The 26,031-nt window shown below is 71.3% G+C and carries 21 protein-coding genes and 1 pseudogene; 13 read left to right on the top strand and 9 right to left on the bottom strand.

All coding sequences use genetic code 11. The features are described 5' to 3' along the window. Positions 1-61: 61 nt before the first annotated feature. Positions 62-330, bottom strand: a pseudogene (locus MFF26_RS26660) (hypothetical protein); the annotation flags it as partial. Positions 331-589: 259 nt separating this feature from the next. Between MFF26_RS26660 and MFF26_RS23145 the strand changes: the two are divergent. From MFF26_RS23145 to MFF26_RS23120, 6 genes are all read left to right on the top strand, one after another. Further along, positions 590-679 (top strand): K(+)-transporting ATPase subunit F, encoded by a 90-nt coding sequence (locus tag MFF26_RS23145; RefSeq protein WP_056241308.1) that lies wholly within the window; start codon positions 590-592, stop codon positions 677-679. Between the two features lie 22 nt (positions 680-701). Further along, positions 702-2,417: a potassium-transporting ATPase subunit KdpA gene (kdpA, locus tag MFF26_RS23140; RefSeq protein ID WP_137831738.1), complete on the top strand. Its 1,716-nt coding sequence runs from the start codon at positions 702-704 to the stop codon at positions 2,415-2,417. A 203-nt stretch (positions 2,418-2,620) separates the two neighbouring features. Continuing rightward, a complete protein-coding gene (gene kdpB / locus MFF26_RS23135; RefSeq protein WP_238308621.1) occupies positions 2,621-4,717 on the top strand; it encodes a potassium-transporting ATPase subunit KdpB in 2,097 nt (698 codons plus the stop codon). A 19-nt stretch (positions 4,718-4,736) separates the two neighbouring features. Beyond that, positions 4,737-5,342, top strand: a complete 606-nt coding sequence (locus MFF26_RS23130) for a K(+)-transporting ATPase subunit C (protein ID WP_137831743.1) — start codon at positions 4,737-4,739, stop codon at positions 5,340-5,342. Positions 5,343-5,356: 14 nt separating this feature from the next. Then, positions 5,357-8,089 (top strand): DUF4118 domain-containing protein, encoded by a 2,733-nt coding sequence (locus MFF26_RS23125; protein ID WP_137831744.1) that lies wholly within the window; start codon positions 5,357-5,359, stop codon positions 8,087-8,089. A 10-nt stretch (positions 8,090-8,099) separates the two neighbouring features. Further along, positions 8,100-8,792, top strand: coding sequence for a response regulator (locus tag MFF26_RS23120; protein WP_137831745.1), 693 nt, complete (start codon positions 8,100-8,102; stop codon positions 8,790-8,792). A 13-nt stretch (positions 8,793-8,805) separates the two neighbouring features. Here MFF26_RS23120 and MFF26_RS23115 read toward each other — a convergent pair whose 3' ends face one another. Together MFF26_RS23115 and MFF26_RS23110 are read right to left on the bottom strand one after the other, a co-directional pair. Continuing rightward, a complete protein-coding gene (locus tag MFF26_RS23115) occupies positions 8,806-9,840 on the bottom strand; it encodes a sensor histidine kinase (RefSeq protein ID WP_137831746.1) in 1,035 nt (344 codons plus the stop codon). Positions 9,841-9,897: 57 nt separating this feature from the next. After that, positions 9,898-10,863, bottom strand: a complete 966-nt coding sequence (locus MFF26_RS23110) for a DMT family transporter (protein ID WP_238308620.1) — start codon at positions 10,861-10,863, stop codon at positions 9,898-9,900. Between the two features lie 448 nt (positions 10,864-11,311). Between MFF26_RS23110 and MFF26_RS23105 the strand changes: the two genes are divergently transcribed. Genes MFF26_RS23105 through MFF26_RS23095 form a run of 3 tightly spaced genes read left to right on the top strand, consistent with a single transcriptional unit; the run spans position 11,312 to position 14,520 of the window. Beyond that, complete coding sequence (locus tag MFF26_RS23105) at positions 11,312-12,136, top strand: SDR family NAD(P)-dependent oxidoreductase (protein ID WP_137831840.1); 825 nt, start codon at positions 11,312-11,314, stop codon at positions 12,134-12,136. Positions 12,137-12,148: 12 nt separating this feature from the next. Then, entirely contained in the window at positions 12,149-13,057 is a 909-nt protein-coding gene (locus MFF26_RS23100; RefSeq protein WP_137831839.1) for an alpha/beta hydrolase, read from the top strand. After that, the gene (locus MFF26_RS23095) at positions 13,054-14,520 is read left to right on the top strand and encodes a flavin-containing monooxygenase (protein WP_238308619.1); all 1,467 of its coding nucleotides are present in this window, start codon (positions 13,054-13,056) and stop codon (positions 14,518-14,520) included. The genes MFF26_RS23100 and MFF26_RS23095 overlap by 4 nt, the downstream gene beginning before the upstream one ends. A 70-nt stretch (positions 14,521-14,590) precedes the next feature. Here the strand turns inward: MFF26_RS23095 and MFF26_RS23090 are convergent, their stop codons facing one another. Further along, entirely contained in the window at positions 14,591-14,890 is a 300-nt protein-coding gene (locus tag MFF26_RS23090) for a hypothetical protein (protein WP_137830335.1), read from the bottom strand. A 120-nt stretch (positions 14,891-15,010) separates the two neighbouring features. Here MFF26_RS23090 and MFF26_RS23085 point away from each other — a divergent pair, with 120 nt between their 5' ends. Together MFF26_RS23085 and MFF26_RS23080 are read left to right on the top strand one after the other, a co-directional pair. After that, positions 15,011-16,489 (top strand): MFS transporter, encoded by a 1,479-nt coding sequence (locus MFF26_RS23085; protein WP_238308618.1) that lies wholly within the window; start codon positions 15,011-15,013, stop codon positions 16,487-16,489. A 248-nt stretch (positions 16,490-16,737) separates the two neighbouring features. Further along, positions 16,738-17,748 carry an alpha/beta fold hydrolase gene (locus MFF26_RS23080; RefSeq protein ID WP_238308617.1) on the top strand — a complete coding sequence of 337 codons (1,011 nt, stop codon included), beginning with the start codon at positions 16,738-16,740 and terminating at the stop codon, positions 17,746-17,748. Positions 17,749-17,796: 48 nt separating this feature from the next. Here the strand turns inward: MFF26_RS23080 and argF are convergent, their stop codons facing one another. The 5 genes from argF to MFF26_RS23055 all read right to left on the bottom strand — a co-directional run bounded on the left by argF (position 17,797) and on the right by MFF26_RS23055 (position 22,148). Next, positions 17,797-18,762 (bottom strand): ornithine carbamoyltransferase, encoded by a 966-nt coding sequence (gene argF / locus MFF26_RS23075; protein ID WP_137830328.1) that lies wholly within the window; start codon positions 18,760-18,762, stop codon positions 17,797-17,799. 70 nt (positions 18,763-18,832) lie between these two features. Continuing rightward, positions 18,833-20,029, bottom strand: a complete 1,197-nt coding sequence (locus MFF26_RS23070; RefSeq protein ID WP_137830327.1) for an aspartate aminotransferase family protein — start codon at positions 20,027-20,029, stop codon at positions 18,833-18,835. Between the two features lie 214 nt (positions 20,030-20,243). Beyond that, the gene (locus MFF26_RS23065) at positions 20,244-21,110 is read right to left on the bottom strand and encodes a helix-turn-helix domain-containing protein (RefSeq protein ID WP_238308616.1); all 867 of its coding nucleotides are present in this window, start codon (positions 21,108-21,110) and stop codon (positions 20,244-20,246) included. A gap of 193 nt (positions 21,111-21,303) precedes the next feature. Then, positions 21,304-21,750 carry a helix-turn-helix domain-containing protein gene (locus MFF26_RS23060; RefSeq protein WP_137830325.1) on the bottom strand — a complete coding sequence of 149 codons (447 nt, stop codon included), beginning with the start codon at positions 21,748-21,750 and terminating at the stop codon, positions 21,304-21,306. Between the two features lie 164 nt (positions 21,751-21,914). Then, on the bottom strand, positions 21,915-22,148 hold the full coding sequence (locus MFF26_RS23055; protein WP_137830324.1) for a hypothetical protein: 234 nt from the start codon (positions 22,146-22,148) through the stop codon (positions 21,915-21,917). Positions 22,149-22,555: 407 nt separating this feature from the next. Between MFF26_RS23055 and MFF26_RS23050 the strand changes: the two genes are divergently transcribed. Together MFF26_RS23050 and MFF26_RS23045 are read left to right on the top strand one after the other, a co-directional pair. Beyond that, positions 22,556-23,845: an HlyD family secretion protein gene (locus MFF26_RS23050; protein WP_137830323.1), complete on the top strand. Its 1,290-nt coding sequence runs from the start codon at positions 22,556-22,558 to the stop codon at positions 23,843-23,845. Beyond that, positions 23,842-26,013, top strand: a complete 2,172-nt coding sequence (locus tag MFF26_RS23045) for a peptidase domain-containing ABC transporter (protein WP_137830322.1) — start codon at positions 23,842-23,844, stop codon at positions 26,011-26,013. Before MFF26_RS23050 ends, MFF26_RS23045 begins: the two co-directional genes overlap by 4 nt. The last annotated feature ends 18 nt before the right edge of the window (positions 26,014-26,031 follow it).

Here is a 26,031-nt window from a genome sequence, read left to right as displayed (position 1 = left end):
ATAGGGCGGAGCCCCTGCTGGAATAGTCTCGGACAATCGGCGCGGCGTAAAGAGATTCGCCTCAATTTTTCCGGATGCCATTTGGTTTTGTTGGGGCAGCCAAGGCCTGGACCTCGGCCCGAGCGACGTGGCGCGCCTCGGCGGGCGGCACGTTGCCGAGGGGGCCGAACAGGCGGCGTGCACCGAAACAATCGAGCCTTTCGAGAGTGGCGAACGCGACCGCCTGGAAAGAGGCTACGCCCGCACGATGGACCGGCTGGCCTTGAACAGGCCGTTGATCACCTCGGTCAGGGCGCTGTCGTCGCTATCCCCGACGCTGGCGATTGAAGGGCTGCGGGGCAGGGGAACGTCTCTGGGAACCCGCCAAGGCGCCCTCCCCGCAAATCCTGATGCGATCCTTATGCGGGGGGCCGCCTTTCCCCCTCGAACCCTCACGCGGTTTGTCGACCTAGTCCGGTCCGCGGCGCCTCCTCGCCGAACGGACCCGAACCCCATGCTCGACCTCGTCCTCCTCGCCGCAGGCCTCGCCTTCTTCGGGCTGGCCGCCGGCTACACCGCGCTCTGCGCGCGCCTCTAGGAGGGTCCGCCGATGACCCTCGACCTCGCCCTCGGCGCCCTCGTGACGGCCGGGCTCCTCGTCTACCTCACGGTCGCCCTCGTCCGCCCCGAGCGGTTCTAGAGCGGCGCGACGGAACACTCCCATGACTCTCGACGGCTGGATTCAGGTCGCGCTTTACTGCGCGATCGTGCTGGCGCTCGTGAAGCCGCTCGGTCTCTACATGACCCGCGTCTTCACCGGCGCCCCCACCCTCCTCTCGCCCCTGCTCACCCCGGTCGAGCGCGGGCTCTACCGGCTCGCCGGCATCGACGGGCGCCAGGAACAGAGCTGGCTCGGCTACGGGCTGGCGCTGCTCGTCTTCAACGGGCTCGGCTTCGTGGGGCTCTACGCCGTCCTGCGGTGTCAGGATCTCCTGCCGCTGAACCCGGCCGGGCAGGCGGCGGTCCCGCCGGATCTCGCCTTCAACACCGCGGTCAGCTTCGTCACCAACACCAACTGGCAGAATTACGGCGGCGAGACCACGCTCTCGCACCTGTCGCAGATGCTCGGGCTGACGACGCAGAACTTCCTCTCGGCGGCCACCGGCATCGCTCTGGCGCTGGCGCTCATCCGCGGCTTCGCCCGGGCCTCGGCGGCCACCGTCGGCTCGTTCTGGGTCGATCTCACCCGCTGCACCCTCTACGTGCTGCTGCCGCTCTCGGTCGGGCTGACGCTGTTCTTCGTCTGGCAGGGCATGCCCCAGACGCTCCAAGCCGCCGTCGAGGCGACCACGCTGGAGGGCGCGCACCAGACCATCGCGATCGGCCCCGTGGCGAGCCAGGTCGCCATCAAGATGCTCGGCACCAATGGCGGCGGCTTCTTCAACGCCAACGCCGCCCACCCGTTCGAGAACCCGACGGCGCTCGCCAACCTCGTCCAGATGGTCGCGATCTTCGCCCTGGGGGCCGCGCTCACCAACGTGTTCGGCCGCATGGTCGGAGACGAGCGCCAGGGATGGGCGATCCTGGCCGCCATGGGCGTGCTGTTCTTAGGCGGCGTGGCCATCACCTACGCGGCGGAAGCGGCCGGCAGCCCCGTGCTGAACGCCCTCGGGCTGCTCGGCGGCAACATGGAGGGCAAGGAGGTCCGCTTCGGTCTCGCGGCCTCGGCCCTGTTCGCCGTCGTGACCACCGCGGCCTCCTGCGGCGCGGTCAACGCCATGCACGACTCGTTCACGGCGCTCGGCGGCCTGATCCCGCTCCTCAACATGCAGCTCGGCGAGATCATCGTCGGCGGCGTCGGCGCGGGCCTCTACGGCATGCTGGTCTTCGTCGTGGTGGCGGTGTTCGTGGCCGGGCTGATGGTCGGGCGCACGCCGGAATATCTCGGCAAGAAGATCGAGGCCCGCGAGGTCAAGATGGCGATGCTCGCCGTCCTGTGCCTGCCCGCGGCGATGCTGGGGCCGACGGCGTTGGCGACCGTGATCCCGGCGGGCCTCGCGGGGCCCGCGAATGCCGGCCCGCACGGCTTCTCCGAGATCCTCTACGCCTTCACCTCGGCGGCGGCCAACAACGGCTCGGCCTTCGGCGGCCTCTCGGGCAACACGCCGTTCTACAACGTGGCGCTCGGCTTCGGCATGCTGGCCGGACGCTTCCTCGTCATCATCCCGGCGCTGGCTTTGGCCGGGGCGCTGGCGGCCAAGAAGACGGTTCCGGCCTCCGCCGGCACCTTTCCGACCGATAGCGGCCTGTTCGTCGGCCTGCTCGTCGGCGTCATCCTGATCGTCGGCGGGCTGACCTTCTTCCCCTCGCTCGCCCTCGGCCCCGTGGCCGAGCATCTCGCGGGGGCGGCGGGCCAGACCTTCGGGGCAGGGGGCTGACCGATGCCGCGTCCCCTCCCCGCCCGCCGCGCCCCGCGCCACACCCCGCCGCCGCGCCCGAACCGGTCGCGCCTTCCCTGGCACCGGGCGCATGGCGGGCGGCCCATGCCCGCCCGCACCTCCGACCTCGTGCTCGCCGTGCTCGGCGTCGTCCTGCTCGGCGGCGGCCTGACGCCCCTCCCCCTTTCCGGACCCGCGATCCCATGTCCCCTCAGAAACACAACTCCCCGTTCGGCGCCGCCCTCGCGGGCCGGGCGCTGCTCGGCGCCTTCGCCAAGCTCGATCCCCGCGCCATGGTCCGCAATCCGGTCCTGTTCGCCGTCGAGGTGGTCGCGGTGCTGACCACGATCCTGTTCGCGCGCGACCTCGTCACGGGCGGGCCCGACCTGCTCTTCTCCGGCCAGATCGTGCTGTGGCTGTGGTTCACCCTGCTCTTCGCCAACGCCGCCGAGGCGCTGGCGGAAGGGCGGGGCAAGGCGCAGGCCGAGTCCTTGCGGCGCACCCGCACCGAGATGACCGCCAAGCGCCTGACCGGCGGCGCGAACCGGGACCACGAGACCGTGCCGGGGGCGAGCCTCCGGGTCGGCGATTGGGTTCTGGTCGAGGCCGGCGAGCTGATCCCCTCCGACGGCGAGGTGGTCGAGGGCGTGGCCTCGGTCGACGAGGCGGCGATCACCGGCGAATCCGCTCCCGTGATCCGCGAATCCGGCGGCGACCGCTCGGCGGTGACGGGGGGCACGCGGGTGCTGTCCGACGCGATCGTGGTGCGGATCACGGCGGCGGCCGGCTCGACCTTCGTCGATCGCATGATCGCGCTGGTCGAGGGCGCCTCGCGCCGCAAGACCCCCAACGAGATCGCCCTCGACATCCTGCTCGCCGGTCTCACCCTGGTCTTCGTGTTCGCGGTCGCCTCGATCCCGAGCTTCGCGCATTATGCCGGCGGCACGATCCCGGTGATCGTGCTGGCGGCCCTGTTCGTCACCCTGATCCCGACGACGATCGGCGGCCTGCTCTCGGCGATCGGCATCGCCGGCATGGACCGGCTGGTGCGCTTCAACGTGCTGGCGATGTCCGGCCGCGCCGTCGAGGCGGCGGGCGACGTCGATACGCTGCTCCTCGACAAGACCGGCACCATCACGCTGGGCAACCGGCAGGCCACGGCCTTCCGGCCGGTCTCGGGCATGCCCGAGCGCGATCTGGCGGATGCGGCGCAGCTGGCATCCCTCGCCGACGAGACGCCGGAGGGGCGTTCCATCGTGGTGCTGGCCAAGGAGACCTATGGGCTCCGCGGGCGCGACATGGCGGCGCTGAACGCCACCTTCGTGCCGTTCACGGCGCAGACCCGCATGAGCGGGGTCGATCTCGGCGGCTCCTCGATCCGCAAGGGCGCGGTCGAGGCGGTGCTGGCGGCCCTGTCGGTCGCGCCCCCCTCCCCCCGCGGCGGGAATGCGGCCCTGGCCTTCCGCCCGGCCGACGAGCCGGAGGCGGCTGCCGAGATCCGGGCCATCGCCGAGGAGATCGCCAAGGCCGGCGGCACGCCGCTCGCGGTGGCCCGCGACGGGCGCCTGCTCGGCGTCGTGGCCCTCAAGGACATCGTCAAGGGCGGCATCCGCGAGCGCTTCGCCGAACTGCGCCGCATGGGCATCCGCACCGTCATGATCACCGGCGACAACCCGATGACGGCCGCCGCCATCGCGGCGGAAGCGGGCGTGGACGATTTCCTCGCCCAGGCGACCCCCGAGGACAAGCTGGCGCTGATCCGGAGCGAGCAGGCCGGCGGCAAGCTGGTGGCGATGTGCGGCGACGGCACCAACGACGCCCCCGCCCTCGCCCAGGCCGATGTGGGCGTGGCCATGAACACCGGCACGGTGGCGGCGCGTGAGGCCGGCAACATGGTCGATCTCGATTCCGACCCGACCAAGCTCATCGAGATCGTGCGGATCGGCAAGCAGCTGCTGATGACCCGCGGGGCGCTGACCACCTTCTCCATCGCCAACGACGTCGCGAAATACTTCGCGATCCTGCCGGCGATGTTCGCCGCCCTCTACCCGCCGCTTGCGGCGCTCAACGTGATGGGGCTCGCCTCGCCCCAGAGCGCGATTCTGTCGGCGATCATCTTCAACGCCCTCGTCATCGTCGCCCTGATCCCCCTGGCGCTCAAAGGCGTGACCTACCGCCCCGTCGGCGCCGCCGCGCTCCTGCGGCGCAATCTCCTCGTCTACGGCCTCGGCGGCGTCCTCGTGCCCTTCGCCGGCATCAAGGCCATCGACATCGCCGTCGCCGCCCTCCATCTCGCCTGAAGCTTACGAGACTCAAGCCATGCTTGCCCCACTCCGCCCCGCCCTCGTCCTCCTGACCGCCTTCACGATCATCACCGGCCTCGCCTATCCGCTGGCCATGACGGGGCTCGCCGGCGCCGTCTTCCCGGCCCGGGCCGCCGGCAGCCTGATCGCGCGCGACGGCCGGATCGTCGGCTCGCGCCTGATCGGCCAGACCTTCACCGATGCCCGGTACTTCCACGGCCGACCCTCGGCCACGACCGCGCCCGATCCGGCCGACGCGACGAAGACCGTACCGGCCCCCTACAACGCCGCGGCCTCGCTCGGCTCGAATCTCGGCCCCACCAGCGCGGCGCTCGCGGGCCGCGTGAAGGGTGACCTCGACGCCCTCCGGACCGAGAAGCCCGGGGCGCCGGTGCCGGTCGATCTCGTCACCACCAGCGGCTCGGGCCTCGATCCCGATCTCTCGCCGGAGGCCGCCCTGTTCCAGGTGCCGCGCGTCGCCAAGGCCCGCGGCCTCCCCGAGGACAGGGTGCGCGAGCTCGTGACCGCCCAGATCGAGGGGCGCACCCTCGGCCTCCTCGGCGAACCCCGCGTCAACGTCCTGGCGCTGAACCTCGCCCTGGACGCTCTCGCCGGGCACTGACGGACGGACCGAGCATGCGGGACACCGGCCGCGATCCCGAACGCCCCTCCCCCGACGCGCTGCTCGCCGCGGCGCGCCGGGAGGCGCGCACCCGCGGCCGGCTCAAGATCTTCCTCGGCGCCGCCCCCGGCGTCGGCAAGACCTACGAAATGCTCACCGTCGGGCGCGCCCGGCTCCGGGCCGGCACCGACGTGGTGGTCGGCGTGGCCGAGACCCACGGCCGGGCCGAGACCGCCGCCCTGCTCGACGGCTTCGAGATCGTGCCCCGCGCGTCCGTGCCCTATCACGGCACCGTGCTGGAGGAGATGGATCTCGACGCGCTGCTGGCGCGCCGGCCGGCGCTGGCCCTGGTGGACGAACTCGCCCACACCAACGCGCCGGGCTCGCGTCACCGCAAGCGCCATCAGGACGTGGAGGAACTCCTCGACGCCGGCATCGACGTCCTGACCACCCTCAACATCCAGCACGTGGAGAGCCTGAACGACGTCGTCGCCGGCATCACCCGCATCCGGGTGCGCGAGACCGTGCCCGACGGCATCCTCGACCGGGCCGACGACATCGAGGTGGTCGATCTCAACCCCGACGACCTGATCCAGCGCCTCAAGGACGGCAAGGTCTACGTGCCGGAGGGCGCCGAGCGGGCGCTGGCCCACTACTTCTCCCGCGGCAATCTCACGGCTTTGCGCGAGCTGGCGCTGCGGCGCACCGCCGACCGGGTCGACGACGAGCTGCTCGGCCATATGCGGGCCAACGCCATCCCCGGCCCCTGGGCGGCGGGGGAGCGGGTGCTGGTCTGCATCAGTGACGACCCGCGCTCGGCCGCCCTCGTGCGCTACGCCAAGCGCCTCGCCGACCGCCTGCACGCCCCCTGGACCGCCCTGTTCGTCGAGGGCACCCGCGCCGCCGCGCTCGGCGAGGCGGCGCGCGACCGGGTCGCCGAGGCCTTGCGGCTCGCCGACCGGCTCGGCGGCGACGCCGTCACCCTGCCCGGCGGGCGGCGGGTGGCCGACGACATCCTCGCCCATGCCCGTTCGGCCAACGTCAATCACGTCGTGGTCGGCAAGGCCGAGCGATCCTGGGCCTTCGAGCTCCTGCACGGCTCGGTGGTGCACGATCTCGTGCGGCGCAGCGGCCCGATCAGCGTGCACGTCGTCCCCGGCGAGGCGCTGCCGGGGGAGAATCTCCGGGGACGGGCCGGCGCCTCGGGGGGGTCCGCGGCGGTCGCCACCGCCCCGGCCCGGTCGCGGCTGCAGCTGCGGCCCTACGGCCTGTCCCTGCTCGCCACCGCCGCCGGGCTCGGCCTCGCCCTGCTGCTCCAGCCCCAGACCGGCATCGAGAATGCCGACCTCATCCTGCTCACCGCGGTGGTCGCGGTCGCGGTGCGCTTCGGTCTCGGGCCGTCGCTCGCCGCGGTCGTCGCCGCGTCGCTCGCCTACAACTTCTTCTTCCTGCCCCCCGTCTACACCCTGACGATCGCCGATCCGACCAACGTGGCGGCCTTCCTGCTGTTCACCGTGGTGGCGGTGCTGGTCTCGAACCTCGCCGGACGCTCGCGCCGGGCGGCGATGATCAGCCAGACGCGGGCCGCCGCCACCGAGCGGCTCTACGGCTTCTCGCGCAAGCTCGCGGCCTGCGGCACCCTCGACGACGTGCTCTGGGCGACCTCGGCCCAGGTCGCCGCGATGCTGCGGGTGCGGGTGGTGGTCCTCCTGCCCGAGGGGCGGACGGTCGTCGTGCGCGCGGGCTACCCGCCGGAGGATCGGCTGGAGCCCGCGGATCTCGCCGCCGCGCAATGGACCTTCGACAACGACCGCCCGGCGGGCCGCGGCGCCGACACCCTCCCCGGCGCCCGGCGCCTGTTCCTGCCGATGCGCACCGGACGCGGCACGATCGGGGTGATCGGCCTCGACGCGGACGGCACCGGCCCGATCCTGACCCCGGAGGGCCGGCGCCTCCTCGACGCGCTCGCCGACATGGGGGCGCTGGCGATCGAGCGGGTGCGGCTCGTGGACGATCTCGACCGGGCCGAGCGCGCCGCCGAGACCGACCGGCTCGCCCGCGCGCTCCTCACCTCCATCAGCCACGACCTGCGCACGCCGCTCGCCTCCGTGCTCGGCGCGGCCAGCACCCTGCGCGATCTCGGCACCGCCCTGCCGGACGAGGCGCGGGGCGAGCTGCTCGCCACCGTCATCGAGGAATCGGAGCGGCTCAACCGCTTCATCGCCAACCTGCTCGACATGACGCGGCTGGAGGCCGGGGCGGTGGCCCCGAACCTCTCGGACGGGGACATGGCCGAGAGCGTCGACACCGCCCTCCGCCGGACCGGGCCGGCCCTGTCCGGCCACCGGATCGCGGTCGAGGTCGAGCCCGGCCTGCCGACCCTGCGGCTCGACCCGGTCCTGTTCGAGCAGGCGCTCGTCAACCTGCTCGACAACGCCGCCAAATACGCCCCCGAGGGGACCACCGTCACGGTCCGGGCGGACCGCCGGGGCGCGTGGGTCCGTCTCGCGGTGCTGGACGAGGGCGAGGGTCTGCCGGAGGCCGAGACCGAGCGGGTGTTCGACAAGTTCCACCGCCTGCGCAAGGGCGACCGGGTCCGCGCCGGCACCGGGCTCGGGCTTGCCATCGCCCGCGGCTTCGTCGAGGCCATGGGCGGCACCGTCACGGCGGCCAACCGACGCGACCGCCCGGGCGCCGTCTTCACCGTGTCGATGCCGATCCCCGCGCCGGAGGACCGCGCCGCATGAGCCCGCCTCTATGAGCCCGACCGTCCTCGTGATCGACGACGAGCCGCCGATCCGTCGGCTCCTGCGGGTCGGCCTGTCGACGCAGGGCTACAGCCTCTTGGAGGCGCCCGACGCCGGCACCGCCCTGACGCTGCTCAAGCGCGAGCGGGTCGATCTCGTCATCCTCGATCTCGGCCTGCCCGACATGGGCGGGCACGACCTGCTGCGGACCATCCGCGCGGATCACCCCGACCTGCCGGTGGTGGTGCTGTCGAGCCGCGGCGACGAGGGCGGCAAGGTCGAGGCGCTCGATCTCGGCGCCGACGACTACGTGACCAAGCCCTTCGGCATGGGCGAACTGCTGGCCCGCCTGCGGGCGGCCCTGCGCCATCAGCTCGCCGCCAAGGGCGAGCGCCCCGTCTTCCGGGTCGAGGGACTCAGCGTCGACCTCGTGCGGCGCATCGTGCGGGTCGACGGGGCCGAGGTGAAGCTCACCCCGCGCGAGTACGACTTCCTGCGCATCCTCGTGCTGCATGCCGGCAAGGTGCTGACCCATGCCCAGCTGATGCGCGAGGTTCCGGCCTCGTCCGACCCGCAATATCTGCGGGTCTACATGCGCCAGCTCCGGCAGAAGCTGGAGGCCGATCCCGAGCGCCCTCGCCTCCTCCTGACCGAGACCGGAATCGGCTACCGCCTGCGCGCGTCCGACGACGGGCTGGGCTGAGCGCGGCGGCGCCTCACGCCGCCCGGCCGCCGGGGAATACGAGACGTACGACGGTGCCGCCGTCATTGGCATAGGTGAGCGTGCCGTCGAGCTGGGCGGCAAGCCCCTGGACGATGCGGAAGCCGAGGCTGCGGCTCGCCGTCGGATCGAAGTCTGCCGGGATGCCGGGACCGTCATCGGTGATGGTCAGCGCCGTCATGCTCCCCTGCAGCTGCTCCAGACGGATCGTGATGGTGCCGCGCGCGGATTCGGTGAAGGCGTGCTTGAGGGCGTTGGTGACGACCTCGACCACGAGGAGCGACAGGGTCGTCAGCCGGGCGAGGTCGAAGCGCAGCGGCGGCACGTCGACGAGGCAGACGATGTTGCGCGCGCCGGTGGCCTCGAGGAGGTCGCTGCACAATTCCTGAAGGTACTGGCCGACCGGCTGATCGATCCGGCTCGGATCGTAGAGGCGGCGGTGGATGCGGGCGATCGTCTCCAGCCGGGCCTGAGCCTCGTCGAAGGCCTCCGCCGCCGCCCGGGGATCGTCGGCGATCTTGCGCTTCTGCAGGGCGAGGAGCGCGGCCACGAACTGCATGTTGTTGGCGACCCGATGCTGCAGCTCCTGGAACATGGTGCGCTGCTGCTCGTAGAGGTCGGCGGTCACCGCCCGCTCGGCGGCCAGACGCTCCCCCGCCACGCGCATCCAGTGGATCAGCGCGATGTCGACGGTGACGATGAAGGCGTAGAAGGTGAGCGCCAGGGCGGTCTGCGCGTTCAGCACGAACGAGTAGACCGGTTTCACGAAGAAGTACCACGCCGCCAGCCCCGACAGCACCGCGCAGACGATGCCCGGCCGCAGCCCGAAGAAGAACGTCGTCAGGACGACGGCGGGGAAGAAGGTCAGGAACGGGAAGCCCGGCGGCAGCACCGGATCGAGCAGGAGGCGCAGGCCGGTCGCGAGCAGGGTGATGGCCACGGCGACCGCGTCGCCGGCCCAGGGCGGCAGGGCGCGCAGCGGAGCGAGCCGTTCACCGGCCCGCGGCGGGGGGGTGGAAGCTGAGGGCATCGGCGGAGGAGAGGTCCGGCTTCGGTGATTCGCGGATGTCATAGCCGATGGATGCGCCTAACCTGTGACCTCATCACCACAACCTTTGGTTTTCCTTCCACGGACCGATGCCCGCCGCCCGGCGGTCTCGGCGATCAGGATGCCGCCGAGGACGAGGGCGAGGGCCACGCCGTCGAAGGCATCGAACGGCTCGCCCGCGAGCATCACGGCGAGACCCGCTCCGAACACCGGCACGAGATTGACGAACAGGCCTGCCCGGTTCGGACCGATCAGCTCGACGCCGCGGATATAGGAGAGCTGCGCGAGGAGCGATGGCCCGAGCGCCACGAAGGCGACGAGGGGCCAGCCGAGGGGAAGCGTCGGCCAGATCAAGCGCCCGGCCGCCCATTCGACGGCGAGCGGCGGCAGCGAGGACAGGAGGGCGGCCAGCGCCAGCCCGGTGAAGAAGACGAGCCCCGACACCGCGGGCCGCGACGGCAGCGCCACGGTGTAGCCGGCATAGACGAGGCTGGCGGCGAGCATCAGCCCGTCCCCGAGATTGAAGGTCAGGGTGCGCAGCGCGTCGAGATCGCCGTGGGTCGAGGCGACCGCGACACCCGCCAGCGTGACGGCCGCGCCGGCCGCCTGCCCGGCCCGCACGCCCGCGCCGCGGACGAGAAAGTTCAGGAGCATGACGAAGATCGGCACCGCCCCCTGGATCAGGGCGACGTTGAGGGCGGTGGTGTGGGCGCCCGCCGCGTAGAACAGGCTCGCGAACACCGTGTAGCCGCTCGCCCCCATGGCGAGCACGTAGCGCCAGCGCGGCAGCAGGCGCGGCCATTCCGCCGCGACCTGGCGGCGGGCGATCACCGCCAGCAGCGCGAAGGCGAAGGCCCAGCGCAGGGTCGTCAGCGCCTGCGGCGACACCTCGCCGACCGCCCATTTCCCGGCCACCGCGTTGCCGGCCCAGAGCAGCGCCGTGAAGGTCAGGATCGCGTAGGCGGTGACCGCGGAGCCGCGTCGCCGGTCAGGGTCTGATGGCACGTGGGATATCCGAATACCGGGGCGGACCGGGCGGTGATCGTCCGGTCGATGGGGGGCGGACCTGGGAGCGTGCGCCGCGGCGCCGGTTCGGTCCGCTCGGGCCCCCGGCGCCGCGCCGGAAGGCTCTGCAGGACATCGCCCGGCGATGCGGCCACCGCCGACCTACCAGCGGACAGGCCGCAAGGACAGGACTCGGGCGGGCGCCCCGTGCGATCGACCGCAAGAGCCGCGCTCGGATTCGGTACGGCGAGGCGACCCGCCGACAACGCTGCCCTGCATCCCTCGCCTTTTCGTCGCCTTGACGCCGGAAGGCTTTGGCCCGACCTCAGCGTGTCTGTTTCGGAGCCAGAGCCCTGCCCCCGTTCCCGTCCCTGCCCGCCCTCTGCCGGCCCGCCCCCACCGCGCCGCGCCCTCGCCCCGCGCGGGGCCGGCCGGGGGTGCGGGGGTGATGGCGCGCTCCTTCGTCGTCGGAGGCCGCACCGCCCTCGTCACGGGGGCGTCGAGCGGGATCGGCGCGGCGCTGAGCCGGGCGCTCGCCGCGCGCGGCTGCGCCCTGGCGCTGGCCGACCGCGACGGCGAGGGTCTGGCCACGGTGGCCGCGTCGGCCCGGGCCCAGGGCGTCGCGGTGAGCGAGCACGCCCTCGACCTTGCCGATGCGGGGGCCATCGCGGCCCTGCCCGCCGCGGTCCAGTCCCGTCATGGCGGGCTCCATCTGCTGGTCAACAATGCCGGCGTCGCCTTGGCCGGGCGCTTCGAGGAGACCGATCTCGACGACGTGGCGTGGCTGATGGACGTGAATCTCCACGCGGTGATGCGCCTCACCCATGCCTGCCTGCCGCTGCTGCGGGCCGAGCCGCAGGCCCAGATCGTCAATCTTTCGAGCCTGTTCGGCATCATCGCGCCGGCGGGGCAGGCGGCCTACGCCGCCAGCAAATTCGCGGTGCGCGGCTTCTCGGAAGCGCTGGCCCATGAATACGAGGGCACCGGCCTCGGCGTCACCCTGGTCCATCCCGGCGGCGTGGCGACCCGCATCGCCCGCAATGCCCGCCTGCCCCGCACGCTCGATCCGGCGGCCACGACCCAGGGCCTCGCTGCCTTCGAGCGCCTGCTGACGATGGAGCCGGAGGTCGCCGCCGCCGCGATCCTGCGCGGCATCGAACGGCGCGAGCGCCGCGTCGTCATCGGGAAGGATGCCCGCCGGGCGCTGCTGATCCAGCGCCTGATGCCGGTGCGCTACTGGTCGTTGATCCGCCGGGGCATGGACGAAGGGTGAGCGAGGTCGAGCATGGCGAGCCTGCGGGCGCATTTCTACGACATTGCCGTGCGGCTCGCCGTGAAGGCGCGCCTCAGCGGCCAGTCCGACATCGCGGCGATCCGCCGGGCCTTCGACCGTGACACGTTCCGGCCGCCGCCGGGCGTCGCCTTCACCCCGGGCGAACTCGGCGGCGTGCCGGGAGAATGGGCCGAGGGGGAGGACGGGCCGGAGCGGCGCCCCACCCTGCTCTACATCCACGGCGGCGGTTTCATCGCCTGTTCGGCCCGGCTGTATCGCCCCGTGACCGGCCGTTTCGCGCGGGCCGGTTTCCGGGTGTTCGCCCCCGATTACCGCCTCGCTCCGGAGCAGCCCTTCCCGGCAGCGGTCGAGGATTGCACCGCCGCCTGGGCGGCGCTGTCCGGCCGGGGACCGGCCACCATCGCGGGGGATTCCGCGGGCGGCAACCTCGCGCTTGCCACGATGATCGAGGCGCAGCGGCTCGGCCTGCCGCGGCCCGCGGGCGCGGCCCTATTCTCCCCCGCCACCGATCTCATCGGCCGCAGCCCCTCGCTGCGCACGAATGCGCGCCGCGACGCGATGCTCCGCCCCGAGGCGCTGGCCCGGCTGGTGCCGACCTACCTTGCGGGCGCGGATCCGGCCGATCCCCGCGCCTCGCCGATCGAGGCGGACCTGTCCGGCCTGCCGCCGCTCCTGATCCATGTCGGCACCCGGGAGATCCTGCGCGACGATTCCCTGCGGCTCGCCGAGAAGGCCCGCGCGGCCGGCGTGCCGGTCTCGCTCACGGTGTTCCCGGTGGTGCCGCATGCTTGGCAACTCGCCGAGAGCATCCTGCCGGAGGCCCACCGTTCGCTGGGCGAGGCGGCGACCTTCCTCCGCGCTACGCTCGGCGCGGCGCCGGAGGCGGAGGCCGCCGCGTGAGCGCGCCCGTCCTCGATCTGATCATCGTCGGCGCGGGCTTCTCCGGCCTCGCCATGGCGATCCGGGCGGACCGGGCTGGCTTCTCCCGCTTCGCGATCCTGGAGAAGGCCGACCGGATCGGCGGCACGTGGCGGGACAACACCTATCCGGGCGCGGCGAGCGACGTCCCCGCCCATCTCTACTCCCTGTCCTTCGCGCCGCGCTCCGGCTGGTCGCGGCTCTTCCCCGCCCAGGGCGAGATCCAGGCCTATCTCGAAGACCTCGTGGCCGAGAACGGATTAGGGGATCGCCTGCGCCTCGGCACGACCGTAAGGCGGGCCAGCTTCGACGCCGCGTCCTGCCTCTGGCGCGTCGAGACCGACCGGGGCCTCCTCGTCGCCCGGGTCCTCGTCGGGGCGGTGGGCGCCCTGCACCAGCCCGCCCGGCCCGCCCTGCCGGGCCTCGACGGTTTCGCCGGGGCCTGTTTCCATTCCGCCGAGTGGGACCATCGCCGCACGCTGGCGGGCCGCCGGGTCGGCGTGATCGGCACGGGGGCGAGCGCGGTGCAGATCGTGCCGGCCATCGCCGGGACGGCGGCCCATCTCACCGTGTTCCAGCGCAATCCGCCCTGGATCCTGCCCCGCCACGACCGTCCCTATTCCGCGGGGGCGAAGGCGTTTCTGCGGATCGGGGCCCTGCGCCGGCTCTACCGGGCCAGCCTGTTCTGGCGGCGGGAGCTGACCGCGCTCTTCGGCTTCACCCGCGTCTCGTGGCTGACCGCCGGGGCGGAGGCGCTCGCCCGGTCCCACCTCAAGACCGCGATCGCCGATCCGGACCTGCGGCGGCGGCTGACGCCGTCCTACCGGCTCGGCTGCAAGCGGGTGCTCCTGTCGGACGATTTCTACCCGGCGCTCGGACGGCCCGACGTGAGCCTTGTCACCGAGCCCGTCCGCGCGGTGCGACCCGGGGGCGTCGTCACCGCGGACGGGACCGAGCACCCCCTCGACGTGCTGATCCTCGCCACCGGCTTCTCCCCCTCGGGCAGCTACGACCGGCTCGACATTGTCGGGCGTGGCGGCCGGACCCTGGCCCAGGCGTGGCGCGACGGGGCGGACGCGCTCCACGGCGTCGCGATGACGGGCTTCCCGAATCTGTTCCTGCTGCTGGGGCCGAATACCGGGCTCGGCCACAACTCGGTCCTGGCGATGGTCGAGGCGCAGGTCGAGCACGTGCTCGGGGCGCTGGCGTGGCTGCGCGACCATCCGGGCCGGGCGCTGGAGGTGCGGCCGGAAGCGCAGGCGCGGGTCCGCGCGGCGATCGACGCTCGCCTCGCCGACAGCATCTGGGCGCGCGGCGGCTGCGGCAGCTGGTATCTCGACGCGGCGGGACGCAACCGGACCCTCTGGCCCGGCACGGCCACATCCTATCGCCGGCAGACAAAGCGGCTGCGGCGCGGGGATTACGCCCTGATCGGGCCGGCCTGATCCGGCGCTCGAGCGAAGGCTAGACCCGCCATCCCGAGGGATCGACCGGATTGAATTCGAGACACCCGCGTCAGCGCTCCGACGCCACCGTGATCGGGCCGTAGCCCTGATAGACGATGCGCACCGAGCGCCGCTCGCCGGGCAGGTCCGAGAGCGGGATCGCCTTGGCTCCCCGCAGCACCGGGGCAGGGACCGGGGCCAGAACGGGGGCCGAGGCCGGCACGGAAGTTCGGATCGGCCGCAGCGACCAGCGTTCGGCGCCGGACGCATCCGGCCGATCCGAGGCCAGGGCCGAGGCGGCGAGCACCGCGCCGAGGCCGGCGAGCGGCAGGAAGACGGCTCTCGAGAAGGCGCTGGCGGGAGAATGCATGGCTTCGGGCCCTGGGGATGGGGCCATTTCGCGCATCCAAGCGTTGCCGGACATGAATACGCACCACGCCCAGGCGGCGGTTGCGAACAATTGTCTGGATTCAGGGTAAACGGGGGGCCAATGGCGAGCCGAGCGGAAGGTCAGGCCGGGGCTGCGGCGCCCGAGCGGGTGGCGGCCGGGACCGTCATCGACACCGACATCTCCGCCCGGCTCGACCGGCTGCCCTTCGGACGGTTCCACACCCTCGTCATCGTCGCCCTCGGCATCACCTGGGTGCTCGACGGGCTGGAGGTGACGCTCGCCGGCGCCCTCGTCGGCGCGCTCCGCAAGGAGCCGATGGCCTTCACCGAGTTCGACGTCGGATTGGCGGCGAGTTCCTACCTCGTCGGCGCGGTGACGGGCGCGGTCGGCTTCGGCTGGCTCACCGACCGGATCGGGCGCAAGAAGCTGTTCTTCATCACGCTGGCCCTCTACCTGATGGCGACCGCGGCCACGGGCCTGTCCTGGGACATCACCAGCTTCTGCCTGTTCCGCTTCCTCACCGGGGCGGGAATCGGCGGCGAGTACACGGCGATCAATTCGACCATCCAGGAGCTGATCCCGGCCCGCGTGCGCGGCTGGACCGACCTCGTCATCAACGGCTCGTTCTGGATCGGCGCGGCGCTCGGCTCGTTCCTGTCGATCGCCCTGCTGCGACCGGAGGTGATCGATCCGGCCTGGGGCTGGCGCGTCGCCTTCTTCGTCGGCGGCGGGATCGGCCTCGTGATCCTGCTCCTGCGCACCTGGATTCCCGAGAGCCCGCGCTGGCTCGTCACCCACGGCTACGCCGCGGAGGCCGACCGGGTGGTGACCGGCATCGAGAAGCGCTTCACCGATGACGGCATCACCCTGCCCCCGCCCGAGGCGGGGCGACACCTGCGGCTCAAGGTCCGCAGCCACACCCCGCTCTCCGAGGTGGCCGGGGCGATGTTCGTGACGAACCGCCGCCAGACGCTGGTCGGCCTGGCGCTGATGATCGCCCAGGCGTTCTTCTACAACGCCCTGTTCTTCACCTACGCGCTCGTGCTGGAGCGCTTCTACGGCGTGCCCGGCGGCGATGTCGGCTGGTACCTGCTGCCCTTCGCCCTGGGCTCCTTCCTCGGGCCGGTGCTGCTGGGGCGCCTGTTCGACACGGTGGGCCGGCGCCCGATGATCGCGGCGACCTACGGCATCTCGGCCGTGCTGCTGGCCGCCGTCGGCTACCTGTTCCAGCTCGGCATCCTCGGCCCCGTGGGCCAGACCGCGGCCTGGATGGTGGTGTTCTTCTTCGCATCCGCCGCCGCCAGCTCGGCCTATCTCACGGTCGCCGAGACCTTCCCCCTGGAGATCCGGGCGCTGGCGATTGCCGCCTTCTACGCCCTCGGCACCGGCATCGGCGGCGTCTCCGGCCCGCTCCTGTTCGGCTCGCTGGTCGAGACCGGATCGCGCGAGTGGGTGCTGGTCGGCTACCTGGTCGGGGCCGCGCTGATGGCGGTCGCGGCGGTCGTCGGCGGGCTCTACGGCACGGCGGCCGAGGGCAAGTCGCTGGAGGACGTGTCGAAGCCGCTGGCCTCGGCCTGACACCGATCGACGATGCTCCGATCATCGTCGATCGCCCCCGCGCGGAGACACGAAACGGGACCATCGGTCCTGTTTCGTGCAGCTTAGGGAACGGGAAACCTCCGCTCCGCCTCGCGTTGTCGCCGGACATGGCTGGAGCATCGGCCTGAAAGGCGGGAACCGGCTTTCGGAAAAGCCGATGCGGCACAAGAACCCGAAGCATCCTCCCGGATACGATCCAGGACGATGCTTCGGCCCGGAGGCAATCGGTGGATCGGACACGGAGATCGGTCGGGCAGGGCAAGGCCCTGAAGGCCGCCGCCCTGCTGCCGCTCGCGGCGGCGGGTGCCTGGATCGCGTGGAGCCATCTCGGCCTCAATCGGAGCGGCCCCCTCCCCCCGGCGCTGCCGGGGCGGCGGACCCGCCTGCGCACGCGCGCCGGCGGGGTCGGCCTCTACGCGGCGGATGCGCGCGCCGGCCGCCCGCTCCTCCTGATCCACTCGATCAACGCGGCGGCCAACGCCTACGAGGTCCGGCCGCTCTACGAACGGTTTCGCGGGTCGCGGCCCGTCTACGCCCTGGAACTGCCCGGCTTCGGCTCGTCCGAGCGGGCCGACCGCGTCTACACGCCCCGCCTCATGGCCGACGCGATCCTCGACGCGGCGGCCGAGATTTCCGGCCGCCACGGCGGCGGGGCGATCGACGCCGTCGCCCTGTCCCTGTCCTGCGCCTTCCTCGCCCGCGCCGCCCTCGACCGGCCGGCCCTGTTTTCCAGCCTCGGCCTGATCAGCCCGACGGGGTTCGATGCCCGGCTTTCGGGCCGCGGGCCCCTGGACGCGCATCGCGGCAGCGCCGTGACGCGCCGGATCGTCCGCTTCCCGCTCTGGGGGCGGCCGCTCTTCGACGCCCTGGTGAGCGCCCCGAGCATGCGCTTCTTCCTCGAGAAGACCTGGGGCAGCCGCGACATCGACGAGGGGCTCTTCGCCTACGACCAGCTCTCGGCCCATCAGCCGGGGGCCGAGCACGCGCCGTTCTCGTTCATCGCGGGCTACCTGTTCCCCGACGACACCACGCGGGTCTACGAGGCGCTGACGCTCCCGATCTTCATGGTCCACGGCGCGCGGGGCGACTTCGTGGATTACCGCCATGTCGGCGAGGTCGTGGGCCGACCGAACTGGACGGTCCGGCGACTGCCGACGGGGGCCTTCCCGCATTTCGAGCGGACGGAGGCCGTGGCGGGCGCCTACGAGGAGTTCCTGGCGCGAGCCAAGGCCGGCTGATCCGGAAGGTCCCCCTCTCCCCTCGCGGGGAGGAGGACGGCCGGCGCGCTACCGCTCATCCTCCAGGCACCACGCCAGAATCCCCTTCTGGGCATGCAGACGGTTCTCGGCCTCGTCGAACACCACCGATTGCGGTCCGTCGATCACCTCCGCCGTGACCTCCTCGCCGCGATGGGCCGGCAGGCAGTGGAGGAAGATCGCGTCCTTGGCGGCGTGTGCCATCAGGGCGGCATCGACCCGGTAGGGCGAGAGCAGGTTGTGGCGGAAATGCTCGTCGTCGTCGCCCATCGAGACCCAGCAATCGGTCACGACGGCATCCGCCCCCTTCACCGCCTCGGTGGCGTCGGTGGTGGCGTGGACCCGCGCGCCCTCGCGCTCGGCCCAGGCGACGAGGGCCGGCGGCATCGCCAGCTCGTTCGGGGCGGCGACGGTGAGGGTGAAGTCGAAGCGGGCCGCGGCATGGACCCAGCTCGCCAGCACGTTGTTGGCATCGCCCGACCACGCGATCGTACGGCCCTTGATCGGCCCGCGATGCTCCTCGAAGGTCATGATGTCGGCCATGATCTGGCAGGGATGCGAGACCTTGGTCAGGGCGTTGATCACCGGCACCTCGGCATGCTCGGCCAGTTCGAGCATGAGCGCGTGGTCGAGGGTGCGGATCACGATCGCGTCGACGAAGCGCGAGAGCACGCGGGCGGTGTCCGCCACCGTCTCGCCGCGGCCGAGCTGCATCTCCTTGCCGGTCAGCATCAGGGTGTCGCCGCCGAGCTCGCGCATGCCGACGTCGAACGAGACGCGGGTGCGGGTGGACGGCCGGTCGAACACCATCGCCAGCGTCTTGCCGGTGAGCGGGCGCTCCTCGGCCTGCCGGCCCTTCACCCGCGCGCGCTTGATGGCCGCGCCGGAATCGAGGATGCCGCGCAGGGTCTCGGCGGAGAAATCCTTGAGGTCGAGGAAGTGGCGGACATGGGTGGGGGCGGCTTGGGCGCCGCTGCCGTTCAGGGTCGTGCTCATATCGATTTTCGCTCGCGGGGAGGCCGGGACCCCGGGACACGCCGCTTCGGCGCGTTCCGGGAAAAGCCCTTCAGGCCGCGCCGCGCATCTGCGCCTCCAGATCGGTCGCCGCGGCCTCGAGCCGAGTCACGGCCTCGTCCACCTCCGCCTCGCCGACGATCAGCGGCGGCAGCAGGCGGACCACGTTGTCGCCCGCCGGGATCACCAGCAGGTGCCGCGCCCGGGCGGCGGCGGCGAACTCGGTGTTCGGCAGGTTGAGCTTCAGGCCGCGCATCAGGCCCTGCCCGCGCAGCTCGACGAAGACGTGCGGGTGACGGTCGACGAGGCCGGCGAGCTTCTGCGTCAGCAGGAGGCCCATCCGCTCGACATGGGCCAGGAACCCGTCGCCGAGCACCACGTCGAGCACGGCATTGCCCACCGCCATGGCGAGCGGGTTGCCGCCGAAGGTCGTGCCGTGCGTGCCCGCGACCATGCCGCGGGCGGCCTCGCGGGTGGCGAGGCAGACGCCGAGCGGAAAGCCGCCGCCGATGCCCTTGGCCGCGCTCATGATGTCCGGCGTCACGCCCGACCATTCATGGGCGAAGAACTTGCCCGTGCGCCCGACGCCGGTCTGGACCTCGTCCATGATCAGCAGCAGGCCGTGCGCGTCGCAGAGCGCGCGGAGCCGCCGCAGGGTCTCGCCGGGGATCAGCCGCAGGCCGCCCTCCCCCTGGATCGGCTCGATCATCAGGGCGGCGGTCTCCGGGCCGATCACGGCCTCGAGCGCCTCGAAATCGCCGACCGGCACCTGATCGAAGCCTTCGACCTTGGGGCCGAAGCCGTCGATGTATTTCTGCTGCCCGCCCGCCGCGATCGTCGCCAGCGTGCGCCCGTGGAAGGCGCCCTCGAAGGTGACGATGCGGTAGCGCTCCGGGTGGCCGCCGACGGCGTGGTACTTGCGCGCCATCTTGATGGCGGCCTCGTTCGCCTCCGCGCCGGAATTGGCGAAGAACACCACGTCGGCGAAGGTCGCGTCCACGAGCCGCTGCCCCAGCCGCTCGCCCTCCGGAATCTGGAACAGGTTCGAGGTGTGCCAGAGTTTCTGCGCCTGGGTGGTCAGCGCCTCCACGAGGTGGGGGTGCGCGTGGCCCAGCGCGTTGACCGCGATCCCGGCGCCGAAATCGAGATATCGCTCGCCGCGCTCCGTCACGAGCCAAGCGCCCTCGCCGCGCTCGAAGGCGAGCGGCGCGCGGGCATAGGTCGGCAACAGGGCGGAGGTCGCGGTCATCCGGCTTCCTCAGGCAAAAGAACGAAGAGCGTTCCAAACGAAAGTGCCGCCTCGGGATGCGGGCGGCACGGTCGCGATTACACTGGAAAAGGGGGGATCCGCAACGTTGCGGGCGTCTCGACCTGTCGCAACCCTGATCACGCCCCGTCTTTTGCCGGCTCAGTCCTGCTTTTGATCTCGCACGCGATGCGGTGAGACCGGATCAGGCGCCGTGCTACCGCGCCGCCGCCGTGGGCGAGCGGCCGGTGACCTTGCGGAAGGTGCGGCCCATGCGCCGCGCATCGGGGAAGCCCGCGCGGCTCGCCGCCTCGCTGAGCGTGACGGTACCGGAGCGGATCAGGGATTGGGCGAGCGCCACGCGCTCGCGCAGGACGTACTGGTAGGGCGTGATGCCGAACGAGCCCCTGAAGGCGCGCACGAAGTAACTTTCGCTCAAGCTCACCGCCTCGGCCATCTCGCCGAGCGACAGCGGTGTGCCGATCCGATCGGCGACGAGATCGCGAATACGGCGCACCTGCCGCGCCGTGAGCGCGGTCTTGCGCGGCGAGGCGCCCGGCGCCACGCCGCAGGCGCGCAAGACCGCGAGCGCCACGCTGTCGATCAGCAAGGCGTCCGTGGGACTGTCACGGTCGGCGGCCGCCAGGCCGAGGGCGGTCAACAGGTGAAAGACCGTCATCCGATCGGACAGGCTGCAGGTCGTCGTGCCGATATCGAGTTGCCCGACCGGTGCCTCGATCTTCCGCTCGACGGCCTCCGGACTGAAGACGAGGTAACGCCCCCGGCATTGGCCGTTCCATTCCGTCCGGCCGGCGAAGCCGGGCGGACGCAGGACGAACGTGCCGCCTGCATTTTCCTCGTAGATGCCGCTGCCGGCCTTCTCTTCCTGGAAAGTCAGCGACTCGCTCTGCCATGTCCCGACAAGCAGGCCGGTGACGCTGTGCGTGCTGTGCCCGGGCAGGTGAAAACCGAAATCGATGAAGGTGAGACTGTCGATCCCGCTCGCTACGATCTGTCCGAACACGATGTCGGGCAGCGCGCTGATTTCACCATGCACGCTGCCATTGGCGAAAGGCACGCTCATCGTTCGCATCGCTCCGGATCATGGGGCCTACCCAGCGTCCGATGACGCCCGGCACTCCTCGACGGTCTCTGTGGCCGGTACCGATATCCTCTCAGTCTATGGTCCATCGGCGCCGAAGCGAGCGCCCTTAGGAAATCAGTCGGCGCGAACACGGACGAGCGGCCATTGTCGTTAACGTTTGCGGATTCCCGTTTCATCCTTCGCGCTTCATGCGGGTTGGAGAATGGCCAACCAATTGCCGGAACGTACGCCCCATCCGACGGGCATCGGGGAAACCGGAGCGCCGGGCCACCTCGCTCAGGGAAGCCCCGCCGGAGCGAATGAGGGACTGAGCCAGCGCGACGCGCTCGCACAACACGTAATGATACGGCGTCACCCCGAACGATCTCTTGAAGGCTCGTACAAAGTAGCTCTCGCTCAGACCGGCCGCGCCAGCGAGGTCGCGGAGCGTCAAGGGCCGGTCGATCCGCTGGGATATGACAGCACGCAGACGCCCGATCTGTTCATCGGACAGAGCAGGGTGCCGCCCACCTTCTTTCGCAGACCGCTTTGCTGATGCGTCGACGGCAGATCTGACGACCAAGGCATCGCCCTCCGTCTTCCGGAACGGAGGCCGCAACGATCCTTCGCGATGCGACATGCCGTTCAAAATGCGGCTGCGATCGATCTCATGTCTCCCTGGAACCGGCGAATGTCGCCGGTTCCAGGGAGCATCCGAGGCAGGGCGCCTGTCGCCGGAACAGCCAAGTTCGTCGCCGATGGGCCGATGAACTCCGGAGATTCCAGGGGCGCCCAAACCCGCTTTTACTTGCCGAGGAGACCGCCGACAGCACCGAGAACCGTGTTGAGCGTACCGCCGGCAGCCCCGAGGACCGTATCGAGCGCACCGCCGGCGAGACCACCCACCTGATCGATTGTGCCGGACACCGCACCCAACTCTTTGCTCAGGTCGAGATTGAGGCCGAGAGACAGACCGCCGCCGACCTGATCCAGCTCCGCAGCGTTGAGCTCGCGGATGGTGTCAATGTTCTGCTGCATGGTTTTCTCCTGCGTGTCGGAAATTCGTAGAAAGACGTTCTGTATTTTTGTCTTCCTGTGGAATAAGAGCTGCGTGTTGCGCGGCTCTGCTGTTAAAAGTACGGATATTGTCTCGGGAGGCAACCCTTGTCGTCGCCTATAACTGCTCCAGACCGTTCGGAATTACGGCCGGTGGACATATCTTGCTCTTCCCTCTTCGGAGTTTTTGACGGCGGATGCGCTCGGCCCCTGCTGACGAAAGGTCGCGGGCCCCGCATTGAGGGATCAAAAACTGACCTGATCCCCCGCGTCTCTCGCGTAACGGGGCATCGACGAGCTAACCATCTGTTGCATCGTAATTTTTTTTCAGAACTGCGCTATAATAACGCAGGCGCAAAGTGCCGAATCGCGCTCGGGAGCCCCGAGCGATGAACGCGCCCCTCTTCCGCCAGGAGGTCGCCGAGGCCCGTCGCAGCGCGTGGCTGGGCGAGGCGCAGGTCGTCCAGCCGCTGCCGATCCGGATCGTGGTCGGGCTCTGTCTCGGATTCGTCGTGGCGGTCGGCCTCTTCATCTGGCTCGGCAGCTATACCCGGCGCGTCCACGCCGACGGGCTGCTGGCGCCCGATGTCGGGCTCATCACCGTGGCGAGCCCGCTCGCGGGCCGGGTCAGCGCCTCGGGTGTGAAGGAGGGCGACCGGGTCGAGCGCGGACAGCTCCTCTTCACCATCGATCTCGACGCGGTCTCGGCGAGCGGCCCCACCCAGGAGCGGGTGATCGCCCAGCTCGCCCTTCAGCGCGACAGCGTCGAGCGCCAGCGCACGGCCCGTGCCGCCATGGCCGAGGCCGAGAAGCGCGGCCTCACGGAGCAGATCGCCAATCTGGAGGAGCAGGGCGCCCGCGTCGCCGAGCAGGTCGAACTCCAAGAGAAGCTGGTGCCGCCGCTCAAGACCCGCGCCCAGGAACTTGCCGATGCGGTGGCCAAGGGCTTCGCCCGCGCCGCCGATTTCCAGAGCCAGAACTACCTCTATCTCCAGGCGACCTCGCAGCTCGCCCAGTTCCGCCAGAACGGCCTGCAGGTCTCCGGCAAGCTCGGCGACCTGCGGGCGAGGCTCGCGACCTACGACGAGACGCTCGCCCGCGACCTCGCCGAACTCGATCGCACCGCGGCTCAGCTCGAACAGCAGCGGGCCGAGAGCGAGGCGCGCCGGGCCATCGAGGTGCGGGCGCCCGAGCGGGGCATCCTCACCTCGATCCGGGCGCAGGCCGGGCAGACGGTGGCGGCGGGCGCGAGCCTGCTCACGCTCCTGCCGAGCGAGGGGCGGCTTCAGGCCAATCTCTACGTCGATTCCTCGGCCATCGGCTTCATCGAGCCGGGCGCCACGGTGATGCTGCGCTACGCCGCCTTCCCGTTCCAGCGCTTCGGCCTCTATGCCGGGCGCGTCACCGAGGTCACCCGCGCGCCGCTCGAAGAGGGGAACGCCGTCCCCGCCCCGGGCCAGGACGCCGCGAGGCGGACGAGCGGCGGCGTCTACCGCATCGTCGTGCGCCCCGACGCGGACAGCGTGGTCGCCTACGGCGAGGCCCGGCGGCTGGAGGCCGGCATGCGGGTCGAGGCCGATATCGCGCTCGAGAAGCGCCCGCTCTACCGCTGGCTGCTCGACCCGCTGAATCACGTCCAGCGCAGCATCGATCTCGTCACGGGCGGAGGCATCCGGTGAGCCTGATCGCGGATCTCAAATTCGGCTTCGGCCGACGCCTGCCCGTCCTGCTCCAGGCCGAGGCCGCGGAATGCGGCATGGCGTGCCTGGCCATGGTGCTGGGTTACCATGGCCGCGCCATCGATCTCGGCACGATGCGGGCGCGCCACGCCCTCTCGCTGAAGGGCATGACCCTCAGAAACCTGATCGACCTGTCGGGCACGATGGGTCTGTCGACGCGCGCGCTCCGGGTCGAGCTCGACGATCTCGGCCGCCTGCGGACCCCCTGCATCCTGCATTGGGGCCTCAACCATTTCGTCGTGCTGGCCGAGGTTCGGCGCCGGGACATCGTCATCCACGACCCCGCCCGCGGCCGCCGCAGCTTGAGCCTCGCGGAAGCCTCCCGCGAGTTCACCGGCGTGGCCCTGGAGGTGCAGCCGAACCAGAGCTTCGTGCGGGAGAAGGCGGAGCGCCGCTTCGGCATCCCCGACCTGTTCCGGGGATTGGCCGGCATCCGCGGGGCCATGGCGCAGGTCCTGGCGCTCTCGCTCGGCATCGAACTCGTGTCGATCCTGATGCCGATCGCCTCGCAGATCGTCATCGACGAGGTGATCGTGAACGGCGACCGCGACCTGCTGCTCGTGGTCGGCCTCGGGCTCGCCCTGCTGCTCCTGCTGCAACTGGGCCTCGGCGTCGCCCGCACCTGGGCGATCATGCTGACCGGCTCGAAGCTGAACTATCAATGGTCGAGTTCGCTGTTCGACCACCTCTCGCGCCTGCCGCTCGACTATTTCCAGAAGCGCCATGTCGGCGACGTGATCTCCCGGTTCGGGTCGCTCGCGACCATCCAGAGGGGACTCACCACCGACCTCGTCCAGGCGGCCCTCGACGGGATCATGTCGATCGGCATGCTGATCATGCTGTTCGTCTACGGCGGCTGGCTGGCGCTGGTGGCGCTCGCCTCCACCGCGCTCAACGCCGGACTTCGGATCATCGCCTACAAGGCCTATCGCGAGGGCACCGAGGAGGCGCTCGTCGCGGAGGCCCGCCAGCAGAGCCACTTCATCGAGACCGTGCGCGGCATGGCGAGCGTCAAGCTCCTGAACCTGCGCGAGCGCCGCCGCGGCGTGTGGATGAACCAGTTCGTCCAGGCACTCAACGCGCGCCTGCGTTTGCAGCGGCTCGACCTCGTGTTCGGACGCGGCAACGAGTTCCTGTTCGGGGCCGACCGCCTCGTCCTGCTCGTGCTGGGAGCCGGCGCCGTCATCGACCAGCGGCTGTCGCTCGGCATGCTCGTGGCCTTCCTGGCCTATCGCGACCAGTTCTCGACCCGCATCGGCAACCTGATGCAGGCGGGCTTCCAGCTCAGGATGCTCAACGTCCAGACCGACCGGCTCGCCGATATCGTGATGACCGATCCGGAGGAGAATGCTGCGCCGCCGCCGCCCGCCGCCACGCCGGACCCGCCGGATTCCGGCGCACGCCCCCTCCCCGCGCCGGCTTCCGGTGCGGGGCACGGCGCGGCCCTGCGGGCGACGGGCCTGTCCCTGCGCTACGGCGCGGACGAGCCCTGGGTGTTCCGCGATCTCGACCTCGCCGTCCCGGCCGGATCGAGCCTGGCCATCACCGGCCCCTCGGGCTGCGGCAAGAGCAGCGTGATGCGGGTGATGATGGGCCTGATCGCGCCGAGCGAGGGCGCGGTGCTGGTCGATGGGCGCGACATCCGCGCCGGGGGCACCGCCGCCTATCGCGGCCGCATCGCCGGGGTGATGCAGGACGATGGCCTGTTCGCGGGCTCGATCGCCGAGAACATCGCCTGCTTCGACGAGCGGCCCGATCCCGGCTGGATCCGCGAATGCGCCGCCCGCGCCGCCATCCTGGAGGATATCGCCCGCACGCCGATGGGCTTCGAGACGCTGGTGGGCGATATGGGTTCGACCCTCTCCGGGGGGCAACGCCAGCGGGTCATCCTGGCGCGCGCCCTCTACCGGCGCCCGGAAATCCTGTTCCTCGACGAGGCGACGAGCGCGCTGGACGAGCCGACCGAGGCGGTCATCGCGGCGGCGCTCCGCGACCTCAGGATGACCCGCATCATCGTCGCCCACCGCCCGGCGACGGTGGCCCATGCCGATCTGCGCTACGACTTTTCTCAGAGCCGGGCGCCGGCGCGGGACGCGGTGACGGCGTGAGGGGAAGCCCCCTTGCGC

Origin of the sequence: Methylorubrum suomiense (genome assembly GCF_022179765.1) — a bacterium.
Taxonomy (GTDB): Bacteria; Pseudomonadota; Alphaproteobacteria; order Rhizobiales; family Beijerinckiaceae; genus Methylobacterium; species Methylobacterium suomiense.
Note: the sequence above shows the minus strand (reverse complement) of the source record. Positions and strands in the feature narration are given on the sequence as shown.